The sequence below is a fragment of the Bacillus sp. WC2507 genome, assembly GCF_052656125.1.
In genome coordinates this window covers 1,886,736-1,911,674 of sequence record NZ_JBQXPN010000001.1, presented here as the reverse complement: position 1 = coordinate 1,911,674, position 24,939 = coordinate 1,886,736, and the positions used below count along the sequence as shown (strand labels likewise).

The window sequence follows — 24,939 nt, the reverse complement described above, 5'->3', positions numbered from 1 at the left end:
AAATTGTTAAATAAACAGAAGAAAGCAGCCCTCTCATGGCTGCTCAACCGTCTTGTTTTTTATATTATACCATAGCTTCTAAACAAAATCCTTCTTTTTGCTAAAAGGTTATTTTCTGGCCAGGCTCAAATTCTAAGTAGTGAAGCGGATCCGTACTTAACACACGTACAATAGAATAACACCCATGTTCTTCTTCAGAAACCATTAATTCAACACCGTTTATATTTACAACTTTTTGGCTTTCACATTGCGAATAATCGGCTGGATATACAAGTTGCTCTGGCATAATTGTATATAAAATCATTGTAACATTGTCCCTTCTGTACTATCATGTCCGTGAGCATCTATTAATTCGTTTAATTTTCGGATCGCATTTCCAATACCACCGACATCATCTATAAGACCATACTTCACTGCATCTCCACCAATTACATTCGTCCCAATATCTCGCGTCAAATTCCCTTTCGCAAACATAAGCTCTTTAAAACGATCTTCCGTTACTTTTGAATGCTTCGTCACAAATCGTATGACTCTTTCTTGCATTTTATCTAAATACTCAAATGTTTGCGGCACACCGATCACAAGACCTGTTAGACGAATGGGATGAATTGTCATCGTCGCAGTTTCCGCAATAAATGAATAATCCGTAGAGACGGCAATTGGTACACCGATAGAATGTCCCCCACCCAGAACAAGAGATACCGTTGGCTTCGAAAGCGAAGCTACCATCTCAGAAATTGCTAGCCCTGCTTCAACGTCACCTCCAACTGTGTTTAATATTAAAAGCAAACCTTCAATTTTCGGATTTTGTTCTATCGCAACAATTTGCGGAATAATATGCTCATATTTTGTTGTTTTATTTTGCGGTGGCAACTGAACATGACCTTCCACCTGCCCAATGATTGTTAAACAATGAATACGCGATTCATTCATTTGCGGTACATTCGTTTGTCCAAGCTGTTGAATTTTTTCCACTATTGAAGCTTCTTTCCCAGTTTCTTTCGGCTCAGCCTCTTTCCCTTCATTTGTATAACGATCACGTTCTGTCATATCGCATCCCCTTTCACTCGTATATAACTATTATTTCTTAAGTTATAAATTTCATTCGATAGAGTTAAAAAAGAAAAAAGATCACCCGTAAAGGTGATCTTTTTTATACTTCCATAATAATCGGTAAAATCATAGGTTTTCTCTTTGTCTCTTCGTACAAGAACTGCCCTAATAATTCACGAATATTTTGTTTTAACATAGACCATTCAATTGAATACTCTTTAATCGATTGCTCAACAATCATACGTACAATCTCTGTAGAGCGGTCAATTAACGCTTCTGATTCACGAACATACACAAAACCACGTGAAATGATTTCTGGACCAGAGATAATTTTCTTTTCATCTTTACCAAGTGTTACAACAACTACTAATATTCCATCTTGAGATAACATTTTTCTATCTCGAAGAACGATATTACCAACGTCACCTACACCTAATCCATCAATTAACACATTACCAGCCTGTACTTTGCCAACTAAGTTTGCTTCATCGTCACCAAAAGCAATCACATCGCCTTTTTCTACGATAAAGATATTCTCTCTTGCAATACCTACATCTTCAGCTAAATATGCATGTGCTTTTTGCATACGAAACTCACCATGTACGGGTACAAAATATTTCGGTTTCATTAAATTTAACATTAATTTTAATTCTTCTTGGCTACCGTGACCTGAAACGTGAACTTTTCTTTCACCATAATAAACAACCTCAGCTCCAGCTCTAAATAACAAGTCAATAATTTTCGATACAGATATTTCATTACCCGGTATTGGAGAAGCCGCAATAATAACCGTATCACCTTTACGAATTGAAATTTGTTTATGAGCTTGCTTCGCCATTCTAGAAAGGGCTGCCATCGGTTCACCTTGGCTACCTGTCGTTAAAATAGCTACCTTTTTCTCTGGGAAATTATCTACTTCTTGTAGTGAAATAACCATACCTTCTGGAACATCTAAATAACCAAGACGTCTTGCGATATCTACTACTTTCACCATACTACGTCCTACAACCGCTACTTTTCGCCCTGTTTCAGCAGCTGCATCAAATACTTGTTGAATACGATGTACATTCGATGCAAATGAAGCAACAATAATACGTCCTTCTGCGCCGTAGAACACTTTAGAAATTTCTACACCAACTTCTTTTTCAGAACCTGTATAGCCTGGACGCTCAGCATTTGTACTATCAGATAATAAGCATAGTACGCCTTCATTTCCGATTTGTGCCATTTTCCCAAGGTCTGCTCCACTATTTCCAATTGGAGTTTGATCGAATTTAAAGTCTCCTGTATATACGATAGCACCTTTTGATGTATGGAAACAAACACCAACAGAATCTGGAATACTATGTGTCGTTCCAAAGAATGACACTGTTGTAGTATTAAACTCTACTGTTGAATTTGAGTCGATTGTTTTTAAGTCTACACGGCCTAACATACCCGCTTCGCCAAGTTTTTCTTGTATAAGTCCTACTGTTAATTTCGTTGCATACACTGGAATAGATAATTTACGAAGTACGTAAACAATACCACCAATATGATCTTCATGACCGTGAGTAATAAATAAACCTTTTACTCGCTCTTGGTTTTCCACTAAATATGTAATATCAGGAATAACGATATCAATTCCAAACATTTCATCTCCTGGGAACATTAACCCTGCATCTACAATAAAGATTTCAGAATCAATTTCAACACAGTACATGTTTTTCCCGATTTCACCTACTCCACCAAGAGCAAATACTTTAACAGACTCATTCTCTTTTCTCTTCATGTTGTTGCCTGGTTTAAAAATCTTTCAAACACTGATTTCACTAAAATTGTAGAGACACCAGGGGAAACTCTACAACCACCATATATTCACCGTCCAAGACGAATGTCCTTACCGTTATGCGATATCATGTCCTTGTTTATTTTTTAAACCAGGTTTCACCTCTCTTTCATTATATAAATCAAATATCTTATTCGATATGATATGAAAATGTAATCAAATTATAATTTTTACCAATTTTGCTAAGCATACCCGTACTAAGCTACTTAGCCATATTATACCTGATACAAGAAATAGAACACAAGTTAAATCGTGCGAAAGAATAGGTAAAAGAATGGAATATCACCAAAAGTATCGAACTTATTTACTTCGATTTTATACTCCATATTAGTTTGAAGAAATAGCCATAAATAGGCTAAATTAATTTCATAATATGGATTTTCAAGACTTATTTTTCTAGAATCGAATAAAAACACTTACAAACTGGAGTTTTTTTATGAATTACGTCATATTTGAGGGAATTTCTCTAAAAAACAGAATCGGTAGTTTACTACGTTTATACAAATGTTCATTCTATAATAACTATGATTTTTTAATTCATTTAAAGGGGTACGATTATTTTCTTATACATGTTGCAATTCATACTGAAGAAGCGGTTAAATGATCCTATAAGAACACATATAGGTAAGAAAAGAGCGCAAAGATTTTCTTACCATAAAAAAATGACCTAGTTCTACACTAGGTCATTTTTTATTAACGAGGGATAGATTGCATAACAGATTGTAACGTTACTCTTTCTTCTTCTGTTAATGGAAGAAGTGGTAAACGTACAGAGCCTACATCTAATCCAACCATTTGTAACGCTGTTTTTACTGGCGTTGGGCTTGGCGCCATAAATAATGAATCCGTTACTCTTACAAGTAATTGATGTAATTTTTGCGCCTTTTTAAATTCGCCCGCTTGGAATGCTGCAATCATTTCTTGCATTTCATTTCCAATAACATGAGATGCTACAGAAACGATACCTTTCGCTCCAACTGCCATAGCTGGTAACGTTAAACCATCATCACCGCTGTATACCGCAAAGTCGTCCGCTGTTTTTTCAATGATTTCTGTCATTGTTAACACATCGCCGCCTGCATCTTTAATCGCAACAATGTTTTCTATTTCTGATAAACGAACAACTGTATCAACGGAGATTTGTACAATAGATCGTCCTGGAACGTTATATAGCATAACCGGAAGCGGCGTGCTTTCAGCGATTGCTTTAAAGTGCTGATACATTCCTTCTTGACTCGGTTTGTTATAATACGGTGCTACTAGCATTACTGCATCAACACCAACCTCTGTTGCCTTTTTAGTTAAGTCAATAGAAGCATGCGTATTATTACTACCTGTTCCAGCGATTACGGGCACCCTTTTATCGACAACAGATACGACATGGCGATATAACGCTACTTTTTCTTCTGAAGTTAATGTAGGAGATTCTCCTGTCGTTCCTCCTACCACGATTGCTGTTGTACCGTTATCTATTAAATAATTTACCAATTTCGTTGTCTTTGCAAAATCGATATTTCCGTTTTTATCAAACGGAGTTACCATCGCGGTTGCAATTGTCCCAAAATCTATCATGGTCTCACTCCTTATTGTTCCAGTTGCTTTTCTTTTGAAAGCTCAAACGCACTATGTAATGCATTTACAGCCTCCACTAAATCCGTTTCTTTTACAAGAACCCAAATTGTCGTATGGCTATCTGCCGATTGCAGAATTTGAATACCTTTTTCTGCTAAAGCTGTAACGATTTTCGCAGTAACCCCTGGGTATCCTGCCATTCCAGCTCCTACAATAGATACTTTGGCACAATGTTCTGTCACAATTGGCTCATATCCAAGGTTTTTTAATAATTCAACTGCACGACTTGATACATTATCACTCACCGTATAAGCTACCCCAGTAGGTGAAATGTTAATTAAATCGACACTTATTCCTTCATTCGCCATTTCTTTAAACACATGCTGTTGTAAATCGTATGCCGTTTCTTTTGCAAGCACTTTAATTTGCGTCACATTTGGCACATGAGCGATACCTGTAACAGGACGTTCTTCTACATCACGGCCTTTTGTAGCACCATCCGATGCCGAAATAAGCGTACCTTCACTATCAGAATACGTAGAACGTACACGAAGTGGTACTTTGGCATGCATCGCAATTTCAACTGCACGTGGATGAACGACCTTTGCACCTTGATATGCCATGTTACAAATTTCATTGTACGTTACCGTTTGAAGATGACGTGCATCTTTTACAATGCGAGGATCCGCGGTCATAACACCTTCTACATCTGTGAAAATATCGATGTATTCAGCATGAAGCGCAACACCTAATGCTGAAGCTGAAGTATCGCTGCCTCCGCGTCCAAGTGTTGTCGTATCACCTTTTTTCGTTTGCCCTTGGAATCCTGTAACGACAATTACATCTAGATTTTCTAATTCTTCATGTATACGATCGCAATTCATTTCAATAATCTTAGCATTCGTAAAATCATCATTTGTTACAAAACCAGCTTGTGCACCATTTAACGCTGCTGCTTTTATACCGTTCTCATTTAACATGTTAGAGAAGACGATTGCTGAAATTAATTCTCCGCATGATAATAATAAATCTTGCTCACGATTAGAAATGCGAGATTCCTCTTGATTTACAAGACTTAACAAAGTATCAGTTGCATATGGTTCACCTTTACGGCCCATAGCAGATACGACAGTAACTACTTTATAACCCGCATCTAGCGATTTTTTTATATGATGAAGCGCATGCTTACGTCCATTTTCATCACGTACGGATGTGCCACCAAATTTTTGAACAATAATTTTCATATTTTGCACCTTCTCTTAGCCGTTTACACTAATTGTAATTTTACTAAGCGCTCTGCAATTTGAACAGAATTCCATGCAGCGCCTTTTAATAAGTTATCAGATACGACCCAAAGATGGAATCCTTTATCGTTATTTAAATCTTTACGGATTCTTCCAACGAATACTTCGTTTTTACCTACTGCAGTAGCTGGCATTGGATATAACTGCTCTTCTGGATTATCTTGCAGAACAATACCTTCCGCATTTGCAAGTAAGCTCTTGAATTCTTCTACTGTTACGCCTTCTTTTTCCACTTCGATGTAAACAGACTCAGAGTGACCTGATACAACAGGTAAACGTACACATGTTGCCGCTACTTCTAATTCAGGCATATGCATAATTTTTTTCGTTTCATTAATCATTTTCATTTCTTCAAACGTAAATCCATTATCTTGGAATTTATCAATCTGTGGAATCGCGTTGAAAGCAATTTGGAAATGTTTCTTATCACCTGATACAGGTAAAACATTTGCCTTCACTTCTTCACCATTTAAGATTGCTTGTGATTGTTCATGAAGTTCTTCAATCGCTGCCGCACCAGCACCTGATACAGCTTGATATGTGGAAACGATTACTCGTTTTAAACCATATTGCTGACGAACTGGCTCAAGAGCTACTACCATTTGAATTGTAGAACAGTTTGGATTTGCAATAATACCATTATGTTCTTTTAAGTCGTTTTCATTTACTTCAGGTACAACAAGTGGCACGTTTTCTGTCATACGGAATGCACTTGTATTATCAACAACAATCGCACCGCGCTTTGCTGCTTCTGGCGCTAATTGTTTTGATACAGATCCACCAGCACTAAATAGTGCGATATCTACTCCTTCAAAACTTTCAGGAGTTGCCTCTTGAACTGTAAATTCTTCGCCTTTAAATACAAGTTTCTTACCTGCAGATCGTTTAGATGAAAGTAACGTTAACTTCCCGATTGGAAATTCTCGTTTCTCTAAAGTATTTAACATTTGTTCACCAACTGCGCCGGTTGCTCCAACTACAGCGACATGAAAAGTTTTTTGCTTTTCCATCACTATGCCCCTTTCTAGATACCAATCCTTCTATAACTTAGAATCAGAAGGAGTATACAATACCCCTTCTAATCTTAATAACGTTAATTTTATCATATTCTACAGTAAGAATGATGGTTTCATCAAAAATTGTCCGTTTTTTTTCGTTTTTTAATTCATATATCTGAATTTTTCTACGACAACCGGTTGCAATTGCTTTCCTTGTAGCGCTTCTAATACTGTATCTTCCAGCAATTCCATGCGAGCTACCATTGAGTTCGGTTTTTTTTCTGGTGCATCTTGACCGAATGGGACGAAGTAGATGTTTTTTGTTGCCATTAGGCGCATGAGGTTGACGCCAACATGGTAGCAACAATGAAAATGTGTAGTTTTTTCATTACCTTCTATTATATATGTAAACAACATGAGAAATTAAATTTGTTTAATTATCTAAATTGTATACATAAATCATTAGCATCAATTTATTACTTTCCCATTAGTGTTTTACCTCTACGTTATACTACATTACCTATTGAGAACTATAACAAACACATATGTTGTAAAATACATTTTTTTTGAGGAAACTTTAACCATTTATTGTTATAATTATATCTGCAATATTTTCCCAGGAGGGTTCCTATAAAGAACAATAGGATAATGGACATACATACTAGACACTCCCCTTCTTTAATACGTTCATAGAAATATAGAAAGGGTTTATACGATGGGACAATTTCAAAGTAATTTTCAATCGGCACAACAAATCGCTACGCAGATGAGAGCAGCGTCGGATACCATCCAAAGTGCAACAAATCGTTCTATAACAAAGGCGGCGCGTACTACAATATCTGTTAATTCCAAAGCACAAGAAGCGAATCAACAAAGGTTAGATTTTACGAAACAATTTTCCACTGCCTTTCAACAAGCGATCGATAATATTCATTCGGTAGCCAAAGAGTTTGAGAGAATGGATCACGAGCTTCACAACACTTTTCGCTAATGTGACCACCTTCGTAAAAGTAAAACGGTAGGAGGAAAAAGATGAGTCAAGATATTGAAAAACAAATCAATCAATTGAATCAAAAATTACAAAGTGTATTCAAAGAACAGGATCGGAATCAATCTGCAATTCAAACTCAAGAACACGCGGAAGCAGATTTTCACGAATGGAGAAATCGAAGTAATCGTTTATTTAACCGAATTCTAGAAACTTGGCACGGCGATAGAGAATTATCTCATTTTTTTATGAATATGCGTCAAGAAGCACAACACATCGAACGAAAACTTACATTCGAATTGGAAAATCAAAAAGAAACATTGCTTAAAGAAAGACGAGACCTTAGTGATTTAGAAGACGACCTATCCTACCAGCAACAACAATTAGCAAGGGAGGTTTAATGCATGAGTTTAAATATGTATTTGGGAGAAGTACAAAGCCAAACTCAAAGCATGAATGCTGTATGTACGGCTACCATTCAAGGTATGGAACAAGCCATTCGGTCGATCGACGCTTTTGCAATTGATACTGTTCTACAAGGACAAACGTATAGCAGTGCAAAATCATTTTTTATACAAACCTTTCGTCCTTTAGCGCAAGGAATCATTTACTTATGTGAAGAATTAATCCGTCAAAATAATGCCTTTCCAAACGATTTTCAATCACAAGTAGCTTCAACAGATGTTATCGAACAAGAAATAAGAGAACAAATACAGGAAATCAATCAATCGATTGCAAGTATAGAAGCGATAGATGTAGCTATGCCAATGCCAATGCCTGGAATAGACGCAATTGTGGCTGTTTTAGTTGCGATGAGAAAAAAACTTGAAGAAAAACTAGAGCATTTATATGAATTCAATTATACATCCAGTAATAACTACAGCACGGCCCTTCAACTAGCAGCTAGTATTGCTACTGGTCTTGCCGAAGTCCAAAGTGGAAAAGGCTTTAGTCCTGCAAGTGGCACGTTTAGTACCCAAGGGTTGAATATGGAGTGGACGACTTCCATTCAGGCGATTGAAGAAGATAGGAAGCGTCAGGCCGACAATCTTTTAAATGGTAGTTCAATTGAAGAAGGAGCAATGTGTGGTCCATTAAATAGTGAGAAAAAAGATGAATCTTTACTAGATAAGTTTAAACATGGTGTCGAAGATATTTATGAAGGTGCTTGGGACTTTATACAAGGCGCTGGTAGTGCAGTAGCTGAAGACTATATTGGACTAACACCACCTGATAATGATAAATTAGAAAGCGAAGCAACTTATCAAGCTGGAAGATTTACTGGACATGTTATATCAACGGCAGGATCTATTGTAGAAATTTTTGAAGGTATTTCGGTCATAGGTGGGGCTAATTTCTTAACATTCGCCGCAGAAGTAGGAAGTGGTGGGTTAGCATCACCAATTGTTCTTCCATTAGATGCAGCTGCTACAGCGGCTGGTGTTGGTGCTGTTGTACATGGTGGATTGGTTTGGGATAAATCGATTCAAAATGCCAAGGATACTCTTCAAAAATTCGAGTCTTCTTCGTCTTCTGCTGGTGGTAAAGGGCCAAGTAAAGCTGCAAAACCAGAAAAAATTATTAATGATTTAGATAATTACACATCAAAAAAATGGAATGTTGATGGAAACAAAATAATGTTTGATAAAAAAGGCATGAAACATGTTTTAGAAAGACATCATCCAGATTATTGGGATGGTTCAGTAAAAAAAGAACAATCATTTTTAAACAAAGATTTGTCAATATCCGATATACAAAATATAGCAGGAGAAGTTATCAGTAAGAATAGAGATACGATTATTTCTAAAGGAACAAAAGGTATGTATCAAATTGAGGGAAAAGTAGATGGAATAACATATATTGTTGGATTTAAAAATGGCAGAATAGGACAATTATATCCTAAATAGAAATCCGAGGAGACGTTAATATGATTAGTGTAAAATCATATATAAAAAATGATAAAATAATAACTTCATTAGATAATATTGAAAGTAACTTTCTTGAATATTTCATAGATTTTGATAATACGAAATGTTTAGAACTAGTTGCTGATTTTGATTATATGGAAGGTGCAATAATAATAAACTATTACGGAAATAATATTTTAGGATTTAAAGAATGGGATATGATTGATCAGTTATGGTCATATTTCATAAATGCAATTGAAGAATTGTTTGAAAATCAAAACGATGTAAGTTTTTATTTTCCAGACCAACCTTTAGAGGTAAAAATGCAGGTTATTTCGCAAGAGCAAATTTTATTATCTATTGCAGGAGAAAAAACATGTTTTAATAAAGATGAATTATTATTAACTTTATTAAAAGGAGCAGAAAACTTTTTTGATATATTGAAAGAATGTCCTGATGAATATCTTGTAGAACAGAGTAATAATGAATTAAAGAGAATAGAAAAATTATTAAATAAATTGAACATTTAAATGAGAACATATTATTAAATACACTGTTTAAATTTAACACCTATAGAATGGTAAGGTAATTTACACGAAGGAATATCATTTTACTAATAAAGATGGAAAAAAAGTAATAATTCAGGATCATAGTGCAGGCCACTCTAAAGGTGGACAGGGACCGCATTTTAATGTGAGACCTGCAGATAAACCGCGAACCGGTAAATTTGAAGGCACACAAGAGCATTATCCATTTAATAAATAATATAGAGGTAATTATATGTGGTACAGTAATTTAGAGGGAAATAGATTTATATCAAATTTATATAACGAAGCTCCTTCATTGTTAGATGTACGTATTGTAGCAGTTAACATTGAAGATGAAGGTAAAAAAATTTCTATAAATTTTAATATACCTAAATTCGCAGATAAACCTCCAAAAAAATGGAAAGATTTAAACTATAATACTGTATTTGTCCAACTAGATTTTTTTGATATACAGGAATTAACATTGAAATCTTCTAATGATAAGTACAGAGGAGATATTAATATTGAATTAGACAAAGATGGGAAATTTAACATTAATATATCAGGTTCTGTATGTATGAATCTTAAAGTTGACTATGGTATCATACAATCTGTTAGTGGCTATATTGATACCGTTGAATAGTTAGCTTTAATTGGATTAACGTCTTTCAAGATTTTTAGTAGATAAGTATAGTAACTTAAATAGAATCAATAAGCAAACTGTAAAGAATATATTATACAAAAGAGCATCCTTTAAGTGGATGCTCTTTTGTAATTCTTACTTCACATGTACATAAGCTTCCTTTGCAGTTACATAGTATGTTTTGCCCTTGCTATTGTGTACTTTGTATTGTGGCGAACCATTCACACTTACCTTTACATCAATGGTAAATCCTAATCCTGCATCTAAAGTACCAGCAACATCTTTACCCTGCCAAGAAGGAAATTCATAGAAAGGAGAATATTATATGTCTTTAGATAAGTATAAAAATATGTCTGATGAAGAGTTTAAACAATTGTCTACTGAAGAATTTCAAAATTATATAAGATTAAAGCAAGAAGATTTTTCAAGACATTATAGGAAAATAAATGAAATTAATGTAGATGTGATGTTAAAACCTCAGGAAGCAATAGAAATTGCTAAACATTATCATAAGAAAAACAAATTAGATGGAGTAGTTAATGAAGATATCAACCATCTTTTCTTTGATGAGGCTTATACATTTAAAATTGAGAAAGAAAATAGAAACAACGATGATATAAGACCAGCTTGGAGAATATTAGTGGATTTACCAAAAAACCCTTTTCTTATGGAGGACTATACACTAATTGTGTCTGATAAGGATAAAAAAGTGATGGGTATGCTCGATCCAAATGGGCATCCAGTATTTAAAGGCAATGAATTTACAGATGAAGATATCGAATATATTATGGACGATGAGGATTCTAAAGGTTAATTAAGGTAATAACTTAGTGGATAGTTTTATAAATAGAATTATTGTCTTTTTTAATTAGTTATTATCCTATTTTGCTAGATTCTAAGGGCGGAGAAAGATGAATTTAAAAGAACAAGATAAATAGTTAGAGCAAACAGTGGTAGCAGAAGGAACAAATATAGAAGCGTAAAAGAAGACAGCCCCTTAACAGACAGTTTTTCTATGTCCTCACAACACTACTCTACTATTTCACAATGGAAGAAAAAATTTCTACATCTCCAGTTTTTGATATAATGATACAGTTATTAATATCATCTAGGAGGAACAAATGCATTTAAAGATTTAACTTTAATACAAAATCATTCCTATCATAAAGCTATAACTAATACACAACGTATATTAACTAGATACTTACAAGATGGAGATAGTGTAGACGTAAGCTGGCCTATCCAAAAATACAACATCTACCCTAAGGAAAAATAAAATAAACTTAGAAAGGGATTTTTATATGTGGAAAAATCTGATTGTAGATATTGAAAAAATAGAGAAAAGTTTTAATGATAAACTGAATACACCAGCAACAGATAGTGAAGTTCAGAAATTAAAAGAACATATGAAAGAGAATTTTAATATTGACTTACCGAGTGAATATGAGGAATTTCTCAAAACTGTAAATGGATTAGATTTTAACGGGCTAGTACTTTATGGAGTTGACTCTTATTTGTTAGATATAGAAAGGGACGAATCAATTTGCGGGCTTATAGAAACCAATGAGATTTGGTATGAAAATGAATTTCAAAAAGAGTACCTTTTCCTTGGAGATTCAGATATTGCATGGTTTTGTAAAAAACTATCTGATGGTACTTACTTAGAACTTGATAAACCATCTGGTACAGTGATGGAAACATATAATGATTTCAATACAATGCTTGAGGAAGCATTGAAAACAGCCTTGCTTTAATAGGGGGTATTAATGACAAGGTAATTTACACGACGGAATATCATTTTACTAATAAGGAATATCCGGGACGAGGTAATAGATACATTGGTAGAACGCCACATGGTATAGAAATTATGATGTTCATTGATTCAAGGAATCGCGTTATTTCGGCCTTTCCATTACGTTAACCATTGAAAGGATGATCTTTAATATATGAAATACACATATGAATTTTATCAAGGACCTTTTAATCTTTTGATGATTAAACTTCCTGAAAATATATCGTTGGTAGGGGAATTTTTAGAAAATGATATTCAAAATAGTGACGGTGTGTTTTGGCTATCTCGTATAAATAAAGTATTGAACTGCGAAGTTGATTCTCTAGAATTAGGTGGAAATAGTTGTGATTTAGAAATACGTAATGACTTCACAAAAATTATCCATCGATATATAGAAGATGAAAACTACTCTTGCAACATCGAAACCGATGAACTACAAGAATTAATTTTAGTATGGGTTAAAGAAAAAGAAAAAGAAAAACAAAAAAAATAAGTTCGAATATTTTTGGGCAGATATTCAAAAATATAAAACTTTCATAGTTAATAATTATGATGAAGATGAAATCTCTCTTGAAATAGAAACTATTACATTACGAAATCTAATACACATTTGAATAAATGAGCACACAAAATTGACAACCGAAAAAAATAACAAGTAAATAATGTTACATACAGCACGAAAAAGACCGCACATTCACATACGCATCACTAGCCGTAATATAGAACACTCGCCAATAACTATTATGCACTTTACATTGATACGAACCATTTACACTTATCTTCGCATCAATCGTAAATCCTAATACTCCCCCACAGAACCAGCCACATCTTTATCATGCCAAGATGGAGATTCATAGAAATGCAGATTGTCCACTCTAGAAACAAAACACTTTCCTATAATAAACTAATCACAATATTTCTTTATTACTGTATCTTTCTTCTCCACATCAAATTAAATAAACGTCAAAATTATTAGTACACATAACCTGTCTATTTTCTATACAAAAAAAGAGGAATTACTCCTCAATATTTTCTTTCGTTTGCAATTCATCAATGATGGCCCAACTAGCCTTGTAATATGCTCGAAGGATTTTATCAATATCCTTTTTGGTTTTCGGCTCTGGAGCCACAATATAAACTTTCGTTTTCCCAAATTTATAAGACGCGGCATATTTTTCTTGTTGGCTCATGGTGTCACCTCTTGAAGTGCTTTCTATATTTGTATGCTGCTGATTTGTTAGTACTGCCATATTAGTTGCTAACCATTTCAAAGCAGAACAATCATCGAAATATTAAAGTATCGGAAAACGACGAAGAATCTTAAATGCTTTCTTAAATCAAACATGTCATTACTTTCGCTACTTTAAATAGCCATTTCTACTTCTTATATATACATTTCTCGTATATGAATTAACTATATAAGGAGGTCTAATCATGAAAACCGCAATCTACCTAAGAAAATCCCGTGCCGATCTCGAAGCCGAGGCACGTGGTGAAGGTGAAACTTTAGCAAAGCACCGCACTACCCTGCTGAAAATTGCCAAGGAAATGAACTTAAATGTTTTATCTGTACGTGAGGAAATCGTTTCTGGTGAGAGCTTAGTGAAACGTCCTGAAATGCTAGCTCTGCTTGAAGAAATTGAAGATAACAAATATGATGCCGTTCTTTGCATGGATATGGACCGTTTAGGACGTGGTGGTATGAAAGAGCAAGGAATCATTTTAGAGACGTTTAAACGCTCGAATACGAAGATTATGACACCTAGGAAGACTTATGACCTTAATGATGAGTGGGACGAAGAATATAGCGAATTTGAAGCATTTATGGCACGTAAGGAATTAAAGATTATTACACGTCGTATGCAACGAGGCCGTGTTGCTAGTGTAGAGGCTGGTAATTACCTTGGTACACATGCACCATTCGGATATGATATACACCGTTTAAATAAACGAGAGCGTACTTTAACAATTAATTCAGAAGAAGCCTCTGTTGTAAGAATGATATTTGATTGGTACGCAAATGAGGATATGGGTGCGAATGCAATTAGAAGCAAGTTAAATGATCTTGGCTACAAAAGTAAGTTAGGTAATGAATGGAATCCTTATAGCATCTTGGATATATTAAAAAACAATGTGTACATCGGAAAAGTAACATGGCAAAAGCGAAAAGAAGTAAAACGGCCTGATGCTGTAAAACGTAGCTGTGCAAGACAAGATAAATCAGATTGGATTATTGCTGATGGAAAACATGAGCCTATCATACCCGAAAGCTTGTTTGAACAAGTACAAGAAAAATTAAATTCAAGGTATCACGTTCCTTACAATACGAATGGAATTAAAAATCCACTAGCTGGTATTATTAAATGTAGTAAATGTGGTTATAGTATGGTCCAACGTTATCCGAAGAACCGAAAAGAAACGATGGATTGTAAGCATCGCGGTTGCGAAAACAAATCAAGCTATACGGAATTAATTGAGAAGCGTTTACTTGAGGCATTAAAAGAATGGTACATCAATTATAAAGCTGATTTTGAAAAACATAAGCAAGATGACAAATTAAAAGAGACACAAGTTATTCAAATGAATGTAGCTGCATTACGCAAGCTTGATAAAGAATTAGTGGATGTCCAAAAACAAAAAAATAATTTACATGATTTATTAGAGCGTGGTGTTTACACAGTCGATATGTTTTTAGAACGTTCGAATGTAATTTCTGATCGCATTACTGAAATTACTTCCACGGTGGAAAACTTAAAGAAAGAAATTAAAACTGAAATTAAGAAGGAAAAAGTGAAGAAAGATACAATACCTCAAGTGGAGCATGTTCTTGATCTTTACTTTAAAACAGATGATCCCAAAAAGAAAAACAGCCTCCTAAAGTCAGTTTTAGAAAAGGCTGTTTATAAAAAGGAAAAGTGGCAAAGGCTCGATGATTTCGAACTTGTGCTTTACCCTAAGCTCCCTCAAGATGGCGACATATAAGCGTTTATGCTTTGTCGTCACCTTGTTGGTGTAATTAGATTTACCCCATTAAGCCCTAAAGCATCATTCGTCGAAACAGCCAATACGACAGGCTTGCCATTTCTTAGCGTCGCTTTCGCTGCCATTAATACTGGAGAGTCTGTCATTGCATTTGCAAATTTACTCATTGAATTTCCTGTTAGTGGTGCAATTACCATGCAATCTAGTGGAATTTTAGGTCCTAGTGGTTCTGCGCCAACGATTGAATTAATCGCTTTAAAGCCTGTTACTTCTTCAATCTTTTTAATCCACTCTGCTCCTTCGCCAAATCTCGTATTTGTTGATTGAACAGTATAAGAAACAACAGGACGTACTTCTGCTCCCTCAGCAATTAATTTTTCTAAATGAGGCATAACTTCTTCGTACGTACAATGTGATCCAGTAAAACCAAACCCTATTCTTTTCCCTTTTAAATTCATTCCCCATTCTCCTTTCTTGCGATTACATCTTCTGCCAGTAACTGAGAAAGAACGTTCGCTAAAATTTGTCCTGCTGTTTTTGGAGCAACAATACCCGGTAACCCAGGTGCTAATAGCGCTTTGACCCCTCTTTTTTCCGCATATCTAAAGTCGGTACCACCTGGTTTAGAAGCTAAATCAATTACTAACGTATGAGCTGGCATTTTTGAAATGACATTCGCTGTCACAACGAGATGCGGAATTGTATTAATGACAATATCGATATTCCCTACTTCTTTCTCAATGTCCTGCATATGAAAAGGAGAAAACATCATTTCTGTAATACGTGCAATATGTTCCGATCGTCTTGCTCCAACTTTGACATGGGCTCCTAATGATTGAAATGCTCTGGCAACACTCATCCCTGTTCTACCAAATCCTAAAACCATTACATTGGAACCATGAATTGTATAGTCGGTATGTTGAATTACCATCATTAATGTACCTTCTACAGTTGGAATAGAATTGTAGATTGCCACATCATCACGATCAAATAATTTAACAAGTTTGCGGTTTGTAGTAGATACGAGATTTTCCAAGTAAGGCGTGCCAATACCTGAATATATAGTAAAATGTTCTGGTGTATTTTCAATTTGTTCTTTCGTTATAGAAACTTTTTCGTTTGAAAAAATAGTATCTACTTCTCCCTTGGCATTTGTACCTGCAACTGGCAAAATAATTGCATCTACAGAAGTGAAATCTAAATTTTGTATACTTTCTTTTGCTGCCCCTGTGAAACCATGATCTAACTGATCAAACCCTATCAATGAAAGTTTCGCATCCAATTCAACTAGCTTGCGAATTACTTCTAGCTGTCTTGCATCTCCTCCTATGACAGCAATATGCATCTCAGTCAACATTCCCTAATTCACCTTCTTTTTCTGTCATTTATAAGAAAAGTGCCTACTTTTTCTTTTTCCTCCACATCTTATGTAATGTACGAGTTTGAGGTGATTGAAAAACAAAAAGCACATATGATTTATCAGCTTTATATATACATACAAAAAAAGATGACCAAAATGGCCATCTTTCACTTCGAATTTGAACGATCCGTAATATCACAAAGGATCATATCATGCCCAACTTTCTTAATTTGACTCCACGCTACTCTTACTTCTTGTGGTTCCTTTTTAAAACCTCCCCATTTCCCAGCAGGTATGATAAGAGCCTGTATTTGGCCATCCTTCTCATTAATCTCTAAATCCACATAACCTAAAACCCCCATTTTTTCTGCTCTTTCTAAATTCACGATTTCTTTACCACTTAATTCACTTAGACGCATATACTCTCCCCCTACCGAAATTATTAATTTAAGTTATCCATAATTACTACCTATTCTGTACATCCCAAAAAAATAACCGTATCTCTTTTAAAAGAGATACGGTTATTTTTACATACTTCATATAAAGCAATTATAGTTTTATTCCTTTTGGAAGTTTTCCATCTGGACTAATTAATGCTGCAGAGAATTCATCTGTAAACATGTTACGAATTAACTCATCAACATTTTCTTTTGTTACAGTGTTTACACTTTCAATGATTTCATCAAGTGAACGGTGCTTACGAAGAAGCAATTCATTTTTACCATTACGGCTCATACGACTATTCGTACTTTCTAAACTTAACATTAAGTTTCCTTTTAATTGCTCTTTACTATTAATAAGCTCTTTTTCAGTAATACCTGTATTTTTCAATGTTTCTAATGTTTCTTGCATTGTTTCATACAGTGTATCTAGTTGTTGGCTACCTGTTCCACCATACAGTGTTAACATTCCTGTATCTTCATAAGAAGAATGGTAAGAAAATACTGAGTAGGCTAACCCACGTTGCTCACGTACTTCTTGGAATAAACGGCTACTCATACTACCGCCTAAAACATTATTTAATACAATTAAGTTATAAATATCTTCATGTCCCATTTGTAAGCCTTTATATCCTAAACATAAATGAGCTTGTTCTGTTTCCTTTTTACGTGCTACCTTATTAAAATGGAAAATTGGGCTATGTACTTGTTCACGGTTTGTTGTTCCTTCATAACTACCGAAATATTGCTCTACCGTTTGTAAGAAGGCTTCATCAATATTTCCTGCAACTGAAACAACTACATTTTCAGGTGTATAATGATCCTTGATATATTGGCGTAGCGTATCACCTGTAAACGTATCCAGCGTTTCTTCTGTTCCTAAAATAGGATATCCAAGCGGATGCGTTTCATATGTTGCTTTCGTTAACATATCATGCACAATATCATCTGGAGCATCTTCGTACATTTTAATTTCTTCACATACGACATTCTTCTCTTTTTTCAGTTCCTCTTCATCAAATGTTGAATTAAAGAACATATCTGCTAATACATCTAAAGCATATTTAGCATGCTCATCTAGCACTTTTGCATAGTAACAAGTGTATTCTTTTGAAGTAAAAGCATTCACTTGCCCACCAATGCTATCAAATGATTCTGCAATTTCGCGTGCACTACGTGTTTCTGTTCCTTTAAAGAACATATGCTCTAAAAAGTGGGAAACCCCGTTATTTTTTTCATTTTCATTTCTTGATCCCGCATGGATCCAAATGCCAATCGCAACCGATCTTACGGTTGGTATATTCTCCATAACGATTCTTACACCATTTTTACAAGTATATTTTTTAATCAAAAACTTTCCTCCTACTGCCAGTTTCTCTAAATAAGTGCTATTATTTAATGATAACAAGTTTAAGGATGAATGTCATGCAAATGTATTTAATCCACACGTTTTTCATCCAGTAATTCTGTTATATTCCCTACTTTATATCCTTGTTCCTTTAATTTTGTAATCATTGTATCTAATGCTTCTGCTGTAGATGAAGTTGGATGCATTAATACGATAGCACCTGGATGTATTTTTCTCATCACTCTCTGCAATAGTACATCTGGATCAGGTCGCTTCCAATCAATTGTATCTACAGTCCACATAATCGTTCCCATTTGGAAATCATCTGCAATTTTCACGACTTCATCCCGAAAACTTCCACTCGGCGGAGCAAACCATCTCACCTTTTGATTCGTAGCTGCTTCGATCATTCGATTTGTTTTTTGTAACTGATCTCGTATTTCATCAGACGATAGCGTTTTCATATTAGGGTGTGTGTAAGAATGATTTCCGACTTCTTGATTTGCATCGACAATCATTTTTGCAAATCGCAAATTTTCTTTCACCCAGCGTCCTTCTAAAAAGAAAGTCGCCTTCACATCATGTTTTTTCAATACCTCTAATATACGAGGTAAATACTCGTTTCCCCATGCCACATTTATTGTTAACCCCACCATCTTTTTATTTGGATGTCCCCTATAAATTGGGGCTGATGGTAAATCTTCTAAGTGGACACTCGGTGATACTTCCTTGAATTCAAGATGTTTTTGATCAAATTTCTTTAGTTTCTTCATATTACTATATGATGCTTCAATATCAACTTGTCTTCCATTATATCCCGGTGTTGCTTTCCATATCTTATCAATCATCGCATTTTGAGGTGCAATCTCATATTGTTTTGCATGTTTTTGAATTTCTTCATATAAGTTATCCTGTGCAAAAACGGAATAAGAGCCTACACTGACATATAAAAATAATATACATATGTATGCCAATATACGAGCTTTCATATAAACCCTCCCATTAACTATATAAAAACCATTTTTCTTCTTATCTTTGTTAATTTGAGCGTTATAATGAAAACTATACCTATACTGACATAAAAATATATGTAAATCATATTTTTTACATAACAAAAAAAGCCAGATAAACTGGCTTTTACTTATTGCTGCTCTTGTTTGTTTTCTTCTTTAGCAGCTTCTTTTTCTTGCTCTTCTTTTAGCAATACTTTTCTAGATAGATTCACACGACCTTGCTTGTCAATCTCGATAACTTTAACTGTAATTACATCACCGATCTTCACAACGTCTTCTACTTTACCTACACGCTCAAGTGCAAGTTCTGAAATGTGAACTAATCCATCTTTACCGCTGAATAATTCAACGAAAGCACCGAATTTCTCAACACGTTTCACTTTTCCTTCGTAGATTTCACCTACTTGTACTTCGCGAACGATATCTTCGATAATTTTCTTAGCTTTGTCATTCATTTCTTGATTGATTGAAGAAATGAATACTGTACCATCTTGCTCGATGTCAATTTTAACGCCAGTTTCTTCAATAATTTTATTGATTTGTTTACCGCTCGGCCCAATAACGTCACGGATTTTATCTGGGTTAATTGTCATTGTAATAATTTTTGGAGCGTAAGCTGATAATTCAGTACGTGGCTCTGCAATAACAGATAACATATGATTTAGAATGTGCACACGACCAACTTTCGCTTGTTGTAATGCCTCTTCTAAAATTTCACGAGATAAACCATCGATTTTAATGTCCATTTGCAGTGCAGTTACACCTTTTGCTGTACCTGCTACTTTAAAGTCCATATCACCTAAATGATCTTCCATACCTTGAATATCAGATAAAATTGTGTAATGCTCACCAGTTTTAACTAGACCCATTGCAATACCTGCAACTGGAGCTTTAAGTGGAACACCAGCATCCATCATTGCTAAAGTACTACCACAAATACTTGCTTGTGAAGTAGAACCATTTGATTCTAAAACTTCAGATACAAGACGTACTGTATATGGGAAATCTTTTTCAGATGGAATTACAGGCTCAAGAGCACGTTCTCCTAGTGCACCGTGACCAATTTCACGACGACCTGGTCCACGCATCGGTCTTGTTTCACCAACACTAAATGATGGGAAATTGTAATGGTGCATAAAGCGTTTTGATTCCTCTACACCAAGACCATCTAAAATTTGCACATCGCCTAATGCGCCTAATGTACAAATACTTAATGCTTGTGTTTGTCCACGTGTGAATAAACCAGAACCGTGTGTACGAGATAAAATGCCAACCTCTGATGCTAATGGACGAATTTCGTCACCTTTACGGCCATCTGGGCGGATTTTTTCAACTGTAATAAGACGACGTACTTCTTCTTTTACAATTTTATATAAAATCTCACTTACTTGTCCTAATGTATCAGCGTCAGCTTCCTGCGCTTCGTAATGCTCAATTACACGCTTTTTCACTTCGTTAATTGCATCTTCACGTGCATGTTTCTCATGTACTTGAATTGCAGCATGCATATCCTTCTCAGACATTTCACGTACAGCTTGATTAAGATCAGCATCAACTTCATAAAGTTTCACTTCTGATTTCTCTTTACCTACAGCTTGTACAATCTCTTCTTGGAATGCAATTAGACGTTTAATTTCGTCATGTCCAAACATAATTGCTTCTAACATTGTTTCTTCAGGCACTTGATCTGCTCCTGCTTCAACCATGTTAATTGCATCTTTCGTACCAGCCACAACAAGGTGAATATCACTTTGTTCTTGCTGTTCTACTGTTGGATTAATAACGAATTCGCCGTTAATACGACCAACTGTCGCACCCGCGATTGGGCCTTCAAATGGAATATCTGAAATCGATAACGCTAATGAAGAACCAAGCATAGCTGCCATTTCAGAAGAACAATCTTGATCAACACTCATTACTATGCTGACAACTTGTACTTCGTTACGGAAACCATCTGCGAAAAGTGGACGAATTGGGCGGTCGATTAAACGACTTGCCAAAATTGCTTTTTCACTCGGACGACCTTCACGTTTAATGAAACCGCCAGGAATTTTTCCGACTGCATATAAACGCTCTTCATAGTTTACTGTAAGTGGGAAGAAATCTACATTTTTTGGTTCTTTTGATGCAGTTGCTGTAGATAGAACCGCTGTATCGCCATATCTTACTAATACTGCTCCGTTCGCTTGCTTCGCAAGCTGACTTGTTTCAACTGTTAGCTGACGACCAGCTAAATCTATCGAGAAGACTTGCTTTTCTTGACTCATTTAAGTACCCCTCTCAATTTAAAGTATTCAATTCTTCTATGTAAATGGATAGTATATCACAATATTCTACCTCTAGTATTACCGAAAATGAAGTAAGCTATAAAGGGTAGAAGATATATTTTTACCTAACAAAAAAGCGGGAATATTCCCGCTTCTTTGACTATCGACGTAAGCCAAGCTTTGTGATTAATTCACGGTAACGTGTGATATCGCTATTACGAAGGTAAGTTAGTAAGTTACGACGTTTACCAACCATCTTTAATAGACCACGACGTGAATGATGATCTTTCTTGTGAGTACGTAAGTGCTCGTTTAGAGTGTTAATTTGCTCCGTTAGGACAGCAATTTGAACCTCTGGAGAACCAGTATCAGTCTCATGAGTTCTAAATTGTGCAATGATTTCATTTTTACGCTCTTGTGTTAAAGCCATCCTATTTCACCTCCTATTAATTAAACCCCCAATTACCTAGCAAGCGTCGGTGAGTCGCAATGCCAAGCAATGGTTGTCATAAAGTACATAACATAGAATACTACTTTTCATTTGAAAAAGCAAGTATATTCTTTCCGTTCGCAAAATATTCTTGTGCTGTTTTCTTATCTTTTGCAATTTGTTCAACTAACTCATCGATGCCATTGAATTTCTTCTCTTCTCTTATATGCATATGCCACTCTACCGTAACACTTTGATCATATATGTCGTTGTTAAATTCAAATAAATGCACTTCAATAGATAATTGACGCTCATCATCCTTAAACGTTGGTTTATATCCAATATTACATACACCATCGTACCATTCATCGTGAACTTTTAATCTCACGGCATAAACACCTACAGGTGGTAATAGATACTCATCACTTAAACCTACATTAGCTGTTGGAAAACCAATTTGACGTCCACGTTTATCACCGTGTACAACTGTTCCTCCGACTGTATACGCTCTACCTAAAATAGATGGAATTTGTTCCATTTCGCCATTTCGAATTAACTTTCGTAATGCTGTAGAACTTACTTTCTCTTCTTGAAATTCAACTTTTTCAATCACAGTCTGTGTAAACTCCCCTCTTGCATGAAATGGTAAAGTCTCCATCTTCCCTTTTCCTAAACGTCCATATGAATAATCAAATCCTGCTACTACATGCTTTACATTTAAACCAATAATATAATCATCTACAAATTGTTGTGGCAATAAACCCGCAAATGATTCATCAAATTTAATAACATATAATATATCGATTCCTAAACTTTCGACTATTTTCTCTTTATCACGCATCGGTGTAATATACTCCACATGCGCATCCTTTTTCCCTAAAACAACAGATGGGTGAGGATAAAATGTCATAACTGCACTTTTATATCCCCGTTCATCCGCTATTTTTTTCGCAGTTCGAATTACACATTGATGTCCTAAATGAATGCCATCAAAAAATCCTAATGCCATTACAGTAGGTGGTAATTCTAATTTATTTTGTTCATGTGGATGAGTTAAATGAATAAGTTTCACGCTTGAATTCACCTTTTTCTGTAATAATCCTTCCAATAATTCATTATAGCTTTAGTTCTTGATTATTCACAAGTACTTTCATCGGCTTTAGCATGCCAGGGTGTTTTGGATGATGCTCATAAATTGCTAAGCAACGATCATTTTGATCAAATACTGTAATAAATGGTGCTGTTGTTTCTAATTCGTTCTTTAAGAACATACCATTTTTTATTTTCTCTGCTTGCTTTTCATCTACAACCATTTTCGGGAACTTACTTAATGCTTCATCAATTGAAATGAAGATAGACTCTACTGTTCCATTTTGCACGTTTTCTTCAATTTCTTCAAATGATATGCAGTCTTCTAATAAAAATTCCCCAGAAGCCGTTCTTACAAGGTGAGACATATGTGATGGAAAACCAAGTTTTTCACCAATCATTACTGCTAATGTTCTTACATATGTTCCTTTACTACACGTTACACGGAAACGAAATGAAACATTTTCCCCTTCAAACACTTCACGGTCATCAAGTAATGCAAACTCATGAATTGTTATTGTACGAACTGGACGTTCAACTTCTTGTCCTGCTCTTGCATATTCATATAGTTTTTTTCCGTTAACCTTTACAGCTGAAAACATCGGAGGCATTTGCTCAATCGTACCTGTTAATGCCGCAAGAACCCCTTCCACTTCCTTACGAGTAATCACACGATCTACATTTTTCGTTTCAACAACTTCACCAGAAGCATCTTCAGTTGTCGTTGAAAATCCAAGTGTTACTTCACCTTCATATGTTTTCGTTTCACTTGTTAAAAATTGTGCAATCTTTGTTGCGCGTCCAACACAAATGGGTAATACCCCTGTTACATCTGGATCTAATGTTCCTGTATGCCCAATTCGTTTCTCACGCAATATCTTTCTTAATTTAAATACACAATCATGTGATGTCATGCCTTTTGGCTTATGTAATAATACTACACCTTCCATATATGTTCACCTCATCATAATTCTTTCATAGTAATTACCCAAAATTTATTTTGCATTGAAAAAATGGATAGACAAATGTCTATCCATTATTCTTCACGTTTACCGTCTTTATTAATTTCATGTAAAAGTGTATCAATTCGATGACCATATCCGATAGACTCATCAAACTCAAAGGAAATTTCCGGTGTTTTACGAAGACGAATACGCTGGCCAATTTCTGAACGAATGAAGCCTTTTGCCTTCGCTAAACCTTTTAATGTACTTTCTTTCTGTTCTTCATCACCTAAAACAGAAATATACACAGTAGCAATTTGTAAATCTCCACTCACTTGTACATCTGTTACTGTAACAAAACCGACACGTGGGTCTTTAATTTTACGACTGATGATGTCGCCTAATTCTTTTTTCATTTGCTCGCCTACACGGTTTGCACGTAATTTCATAACTC

The 24,939-nt window shown here is 35.1% G+C and carries 26 protein-coding genes and 4 pseudogenes; 10 read left to right on the top strand and 20 right to left on the bottom strand.

The window, feature by feature from the left end; translation table 11 throughout:
- Positions 1 to 100 precede the first annotated feature (100 nt).
- The 7 genes and pseudogenes from ACUN28_RS10285 to spoVFB all read right to left on the bottom strand — a co-directional run.
- Entirely contained in the window at positions 101 to 304 is a 204-nt protein-coding gene (locus ACUN28_RS10285) for a YlzJ-like family protein (protein ID WP_000605020.1), read from the bottom strand.
- The gene (tepA, locus tag ACUN28_RS10280; protein ID WP_016086636.1) at positions 301 to 1,050 is read right to left on the bottom strand and encodes a translocation-enhancing protein TepA; all 750 of its coding nucleotides are present in this window, start codon (positions 1,048 to 1,050) and stop codon (positions 301 to 303) included. Before tepA ends, ACUN28_RS10285 begins: the two co-directional genes overlap by 4 nt.
- 103 nt (positions 1,051 to 1,153) lie before the next feature.
- Complete coding sequence (locus ACUN28_RS10275) at positions 1,154 to 2,824, bottom strand: ribonuclease J (RefSeq protein WP_000823084.1); 1,671 nt, start codon at positions 2,822 to 2,824, stop codon at positions 1,154 to 1,156.
- Between the two features lie 750 nt (positions 2,825 to 3,574).
- On the bottom strand, positions 3,575 to 4,453 hold the full coding sequence (gene dapA, locus ACUN28_RS10270; protein WP_000564777.1) for a 4-hydroxy-tetrahydrodipicolinate synthase: 879 nt from the start codon (positions 4,451 to 4,453) through the stop codon (positions 3,575 to 3,577).
- A gap of 11 nt (positions 4,454 to 4,464) precedes the next feature.
- Positions 4,465 to 5,697 (bottom strand): aspartate kinase, encoded by a 1,233-nt coding sequence (dapG, locus tag ACUN28_RS10265; protein WP_016086634.1) that lies wholly within the window; start codon positions 5,695 to 5,697, stop codon positions 4,465 to 4,467.
- Positions 5,698 to 5,720: 23 nt separating this feature from the next.
- Complete coding sequence (gene asd / locus ACUN28_RS10260; protein WP_000414854.1) at positions 5,721 to 6,767, bottom strand: aspartate-semialdehyde dehydrogenase; 1,047 nt, start codon at positions 6,765 to 6,767, stop codon at positions 5,721 to 5,723.
- 150 nt (positions 6,768 to 6,917) lie between these two features.
- A pseudogene (spoVFB, locus tag ACUN28_RS10255) lies at positions 6,918 to 7,106 on the bottom strand (dipicolinate synthase subunit B); the annotation flags it as partial.
- A 364-nt stretch (positions 7,107 to 7,470) separates the two neighbouring features.
- Between spoVFB and ACUN28_RS10250 the strand changes: the two are divergent.
- Genes ACUN28_RS10250 through ACUN28_RS10225 form a run of 6 tightly spaced genes read left to right on the top strand, consistent with a single transcriptional unit; the run spans position 7,471 to position 10,820 of the window.
- The gene (locus tag ACUN28_RS10250) at positions 7,471 to 7,746 is read left to right on the top strand and encodes a TIGR04197 family type VII secretion effector (protein WP_016086632.1); all 276 of its coding nucleotides are present in this window, start codon (positions 7,471 to 7,473) and stop codon (positions 7,744 to 7,746) included.
- Between the two features lie 41 nt (positions 7,747 to 7,787).
- On the top strand, positions 7,788 to 8,144 hold the full coding sequence (locus ACUN28_RS10245) for a DUF3958 family protein (protein ID WP_016086631.1): 357 nt from the start codon (positions 7,788 to 7,790) through the stop codon (positions 8,142 to 8,144).
- Between the two features lie 3 nt (positions 8,145 to 8,147).
- Positions 8,148 to 9,650 (top strand): T7SS effector LXG polymorphic toxin, encoded by a 1,503-nt coding sequence (locus ACUN28_RS10240; protein WP_016086630.1) that lies wholly within the window; start codon positions 8,148 to 8,150, stop codon positions 9,648 to 9,650.
- A gap of 20 nt (positions 9,651 to 9,670) precedes the next feature.
- Positions 9,671 to 10,180: a hypothetical protein gene (locus ACUN28_RS10235; RefSeq protein ID WP_016086629.1), complete on the top strand. Its 510-nt coding sequence runs from the start codon at positions 9,671 to 9,673 to the stop codon at positions 10,178 to 10,180.
- A gap of 58 nt (positions 10,181 to 10,238) precedes the next feature.
- Entirely contained in the window at positions 10,239 to 10,415 is a 177-nt protein-coding gene (locus tag ACUN28_RS10230; protein WP_080118162.1) for an HNH/endonuclease VII fold putative polymorphic toxin, read from the top strand.
- 15 nt (positions 10,416 to 10,430) lie between these two features.
- Positions 10,431 to 10,820 (top strand): Imm50 family immunity protein, encoded by a 390-nt coding sequence (locus ACUN28_RS10225; RefSeq protein WP_016086628.1) that lies wholly within the window; start codon positions 10,431 to 10,433, stop codon positions 10,818 to 10,820.
- A 135-nt stretch (positions 10,821 to 10,955) separates the two neighbouring features.
- On the opposite strand, the pseudogene ACUN28_RS10220 reads toward ACUN28_RS10225, so the two are convergent.
- A pseudogene (locus ACUN28_RS10220) lies at positions 10,956 to 11,132 on the bottom strand (N-acetylmuramoyl-L-alanine amidase); the annotation flags it as partial.
- Positions 11,133 to 11,145: 13 nt separating this feature from the next.
- Here ACUN28_RS10220 and ACUN28_RS10215 point away from each other — a divergent pair.
- From ACUN28_RS10215 to ACUN28_RS10205, 3 genes are all read left to right on the top strand, one after another.
- Entirely contained in the window at positions 11,146 to 11,634 is a 489-nt protein-coding gene (locus ACUN28_RS10215; protein WP_016086627.1) for a hypothetical protein, read from the top strand.
- A 487-nt stretch (positions 11,635 to 12,121) separates the two neighbouring features.
- On the top strand, positions 12,122 to 12,574 hold the full coding sequence (locus tag ACUN28_RS10210) for a YrhA family protein (RefSeq protein WP_016086626.1): 453 nt from the start codon (positions 12,122 to 12,124) through the stop codon (positions 12,572 to 12,574).
- A gap of 192 nt (positions 12,575 to 12,766) precedes the next feature.
- Positions 12,767 to 13,105, top strand: a complete 339-nt coding sequence (locus ACUN28_RS10205) for a hypothetical protein (RefSeq protein ID WP_016086625.1) — start codon at positions 12,767 to 12,769, stop codon at positions 13,103 to 13,105.
- Between the two features lie 172 nt (positions 13,106 to 13,277).
- On the opposite strand, the pseudogene ACUN28_RS10200 reads toward ACUN28_RS10205, so the two are convergent.
- Both ACUN28_RS10200 and ACUN28_RS10195 read right to left on the bottom strand, forming a co-directional pair.
- A pseudogene (locus tag ACUN28_RS10200) lies at positions 13,278 to 13,513 on the bottom strand (N-acetylmuramoyl-L-alanine amidase).
- A gap of 115 nt (positions 13,514 to 13,628) precedes the next feature.
- The gene (locus ACUN28_RS10195; protein ID WP_071742778.1) at positions 13,629 to 13,862 is read right to left on the bottom strand and encodes a hypothetical protein; all 234 of its coding nucleotides are present in this window, start codon (positions 13,860 to 13,862) and stop codon (positions 13,629 to 13,631) included.
- 184 nt (positions 13,863 to 14,046) lie between these two features.
- Between ACUN28_RS10195 and ACUN28_RS10190 the strand changes: the two genes are divergently transcribed.
- Entirely contained in the window at positions 14,047 to 15,594 is a 1,548-nt protein-coding gene (locus ACUN28_RS10190; protein ID WP_016086624.1) for a recombinase family protein, read from the top strand.
- 32 nt (positions 15,595 to 15,626) lie between these two features.
- Here the strand turns inward: ACUN28_RS10190 and dpaB are convergent.
- The 10 genes and pseudogenes from dpaB to rbfA form a co-directional block, all read right to left on the bottom strand.
- Positions 15,627 to 16,052 (bottom strand): annotated as a pseudogene (gene dpaB / locus ACUN28_RS10185) (dipicolinate synthase subunit B); the annotation flags it as partial.
- Positions 16,049 to 16,951 (bottom strand): dipicolinic acid synthetase subunit A, encoded by a 903-nt coding sequence (gene dpaA, locus ACUN28_RS10180; protein ID WP_000954736.1) that lies wholly within the window; start codon positions 16,949 to 16,951, stop codon positions 16,049 to 16,051. The pseudogene dpaB and the gene dpaA, both read right to left, overlap by 4 nt.
- Before the next feature lie 170 nt (positions 16,952 to 17,121).
- Entirely contained in the window at positions 17,122 to 17,373 is a 252-nt protein-coding gene (locus tag ACUN28_RS10175; RefSeq protein WP_016086623.1) for a YlmC/YmxH family sporulation protein, read from the bottom strand.
- Positions 17,374 to 17,503: 130 nt separating this feature from the next.
- Positions 17,504 to 18,745: a M16 family metallopeptidase gene (locus tag ACUN28_RS10170; RefSeq protein WP_000593006.1), complete on the bottom strand. Its 1,242-nt coding sequence runs from the start codon at positions 18,743 to 18,745 to the stop codon at positions 17,504 to 17,506.
- Positions 18,746 to 18,831: 86 nt separating this feature from the next.
- The gene (locus ACUN28_RS10165; protein ID WP_016086622.1) at positions 18,832 to 19,731 is read right to left on the bottom strand and encodes a polysaccharide deacetylase family protein; all 900 of its coding nucleotides are present in this window, start codon (positions 19,729 to 19,731) and stop codon (positions 18,832 to 18,834) included.
- Positions 19,732 to 19,883: 152 nt separating this feature from the next.
- Complete coding sequence (pnp, locus tag ACUN28_RS10160; protein WP_016086621.1) at positions 19,884 to 22,022, bottom strand: polyribonucleotide nucleotidyltransferase; 2,139 nt, start codon at positions 22,020 to 22,022, stop codon at positions 19,884 to 19,886.
- A 160-nt stretch (positions 22,023 to 22,182) separates the two neighbouring features.
- Positions 22,183 to 22,452, bottom strand: a complete 270-nt coding sequence (gene rpsO, locus ACUN28_RS10155) for a 30S ribosomal protein S15 (RefSeq protein WP_001229392.1) — start codon at positions 22,450 to 22,452, stop codon at positions 22,183 to 22,185.
- Positions 22,453 to 22,552: 100 nt separating this feature from the next.
- Complete coding sequence (gene ribF / locus ACUN28_RS10150) at positions 22,553 to 23,524, bottom strand: bifunctional riboflavin kinase/FAD synthetase (protein ID WP_016086620.1); 972 nt, start codon at positions 23,522 to 23,524, stop codon at positions 22,553 to 22,555.
- A 43-nt stretch (positions 23,525 to 23,567) separates the two neighbouring features.
- Positions 23,568 to 24,491, bottom strand: a complete 924-nt coding sequence (gene truB / locus ACUN28_RS10145) for a tRNA pseudouridine(55) synthase TruB (RefSeq protein WP_016086619.1) — start codon at positions 24,489 to 24,491, stop codon at positions 23,568 to 23,570.
- Positions 24,492 to 24,577: 86 nt separating this feature from the next.
- Positions 24,578 to 24,934, bottom strand: a complete 357-nt coding sequence (gene rbfA, locus ACUN28_RS10140) for a 30S ribosome-binding factor RbfA (protein ID WP_016086618.1) — start codon at positions 24,932 to 24,934, stop codon at positions 24,578 to 24,580.
- Between the last annotated feature and the right edge of the window lie 5 nt (positions 24,935 to 24,939).

What these genes read in the sequence shown, in the direction of transcription:
- ACUN28_RS10285 (WP_000605020.1), bottom strand. Translation starts at nt 304, where the DNA reads ATGATTTTATATACAATTATGCCAGAGCAACTTGTATATCCAGCCGAT.
- tepA (WP_016086636.1), bottom strand. Translation starts at nt 1,050, where the DNA reads ATGACAGAACGTGATCGTTATACAAATGAAGGGAAAGAGGCTGAGCCG.
- ACUN28_RS10275 (WP_000823084.1), bottom strand. Translation starts at nt 2,824, where the DNA reads ATGAAGAGAAAAGAGAATGAGTCTGTTAAAGTATTTGCTCTTGGTGGA.
- dapA (WP_000564777.1), bottom strand. Translation starts at nt 4,453, where the DNA reads ATGATAGATTTTGGGACAATTGCAACCGCGATGGTAACTCCGTTTGAT.
- dapG (WP_016086634.1), bottom strand. Translation starts at nt 5,697, where the DNA reads ATGAAAATTATTGTTCAAAAATTTGGTGGCACATCCGTACGTGATGAA.
- asd (WP_000414854.1), bottom strand. Translation starts at nt 6,767, where the DNA reads ATGGAAAAGCAAAAAACTTTTCATGTCGCTGTAGTTGGAGCAACCGGC.
- ACUN28_RS10250 (WP_016086632.1), top strand. Translation starts at nt 7,471, where the DNA reads ATGGGACAATTTCAAAGTAATTTTCAATCGGCACAACAAATCGCTACG.
- ACUN28_RS10245 (WP_016086631.1), top strand. Translation starts at nt 7,788, where the DNA reads ATGAGTCAAGATATTGAAAAACAAATCAATCAATTGAATCAAAAATTA.
- ACUN28_RS10240 (WP_016086630.1), top strand. Translation starts at nt 8,148, where the DNA reads ATGAGTTTAAATATGTATTTGGGAGAAGTACAAAGCCAAACTCAAAGC.
- ACUN28_RS10235 (WP_016086629.1), top strand. Translation starts at nt 9,671, where the DNA reads ATGATTAGTGTAAAATCATATATAAAAAATGATAAAATAATAACTTCA.
- ACUN28_RS10225 (WP_016086628.1), top strand. Translation starts at nt 10,431, where the DNA reads ATGTGGTACAGTAATTTAGAGGGAAATAGATTTATATCAAATTTATAT.
- ACUN28_RS10215 (WP_016086627.1), top strand. Translation starts at nt 11,146, where the DNA reads ATGTCTTTAGATAAGTATAAAAATATGTCTGATGAAGAGTTTAAACAA.
- ACUN28_RS10210 (WP_016086626.1), top strand. Translation starts at nt 12,122, where the DNA reads ATGTGGAAAAATCTGATTGTAGATATTGAAAAAATAGAGAAAAGTTTT.
- ACUN28_RS10205 (WP_016086625.1), top strand. Translation starts at nt 12,767, where the DNA reads ATGAAATACACATATGAATTTTATCAAGGACCTTTTAATCTTTTGATG.
- ACUN28_RS10195 (WP_071742778.1), bottom strand. Translation starts at nt 13,862, where the DNA reads ATGGCAGTACTAACAAATCAGCAGCATACAAATATAGAAAGCACTTCA.
- ACUN28_RS10190 (WP_016086624.1), top strand. Translation starts at nt 14,047, where the DNA reads ATGAAAACCGCAATCTACCTAAGAAAATCCCGTGCCGATCTCGAAGCC.
- dpaA (WP_000954736.1), bottom strand. Translation starts at nt 16,951, where the DNA reads ATGTTGACTGAGATGCATATTGCTGTCATAGGAGGAGATGCAAGACAG.
- ACUN28_RS10175 (WP_016086623.1), bottom strand. Translation starts at nt 17,373, where the DNA reads ATGCGTCTAAGTGAATTAAGTGGTAAAGAAATCGTGAATTTAGAAAGA.
- ACUN28_RS10165 (WP_016086622.1), bottom strand. Translation starts at nt 19,731, where the DNA reads ATGAAAGCTCGTATATTGGCATACATATGTATATTATTTTTATATGTC.
- pnp (WP_016086621.1), bottom strand. Translation starts at nt 22,022, where the DNA reads ATGAGTCAAGAAAAGCAAGTCTTCTCGATAGATTTAGCTGGTCGTCAG.
- rpsO (WP_001229392.1), bottom strand. Translation starts at nt 22,452, where the DNA reads ATGGCTTTAACACAAGAGCGTAAAAATGAAATCATTGCACAATTTAGA.
- truB (WP_016086619.1), bottom strand. Translation starts at nt 24,491, where the DNA reads ATGGAAGGTGTAGTATTATTACATAAGCCAAAAGGCATGACATCACAT.
- rbfA (WP_016086618.1), bottom strand. Translation starts at nt 24,934, where the DNA reads ATGAAATTACGTGCAAACCGTGTAGGCGAGCAAATGAAAAAAGAATTA.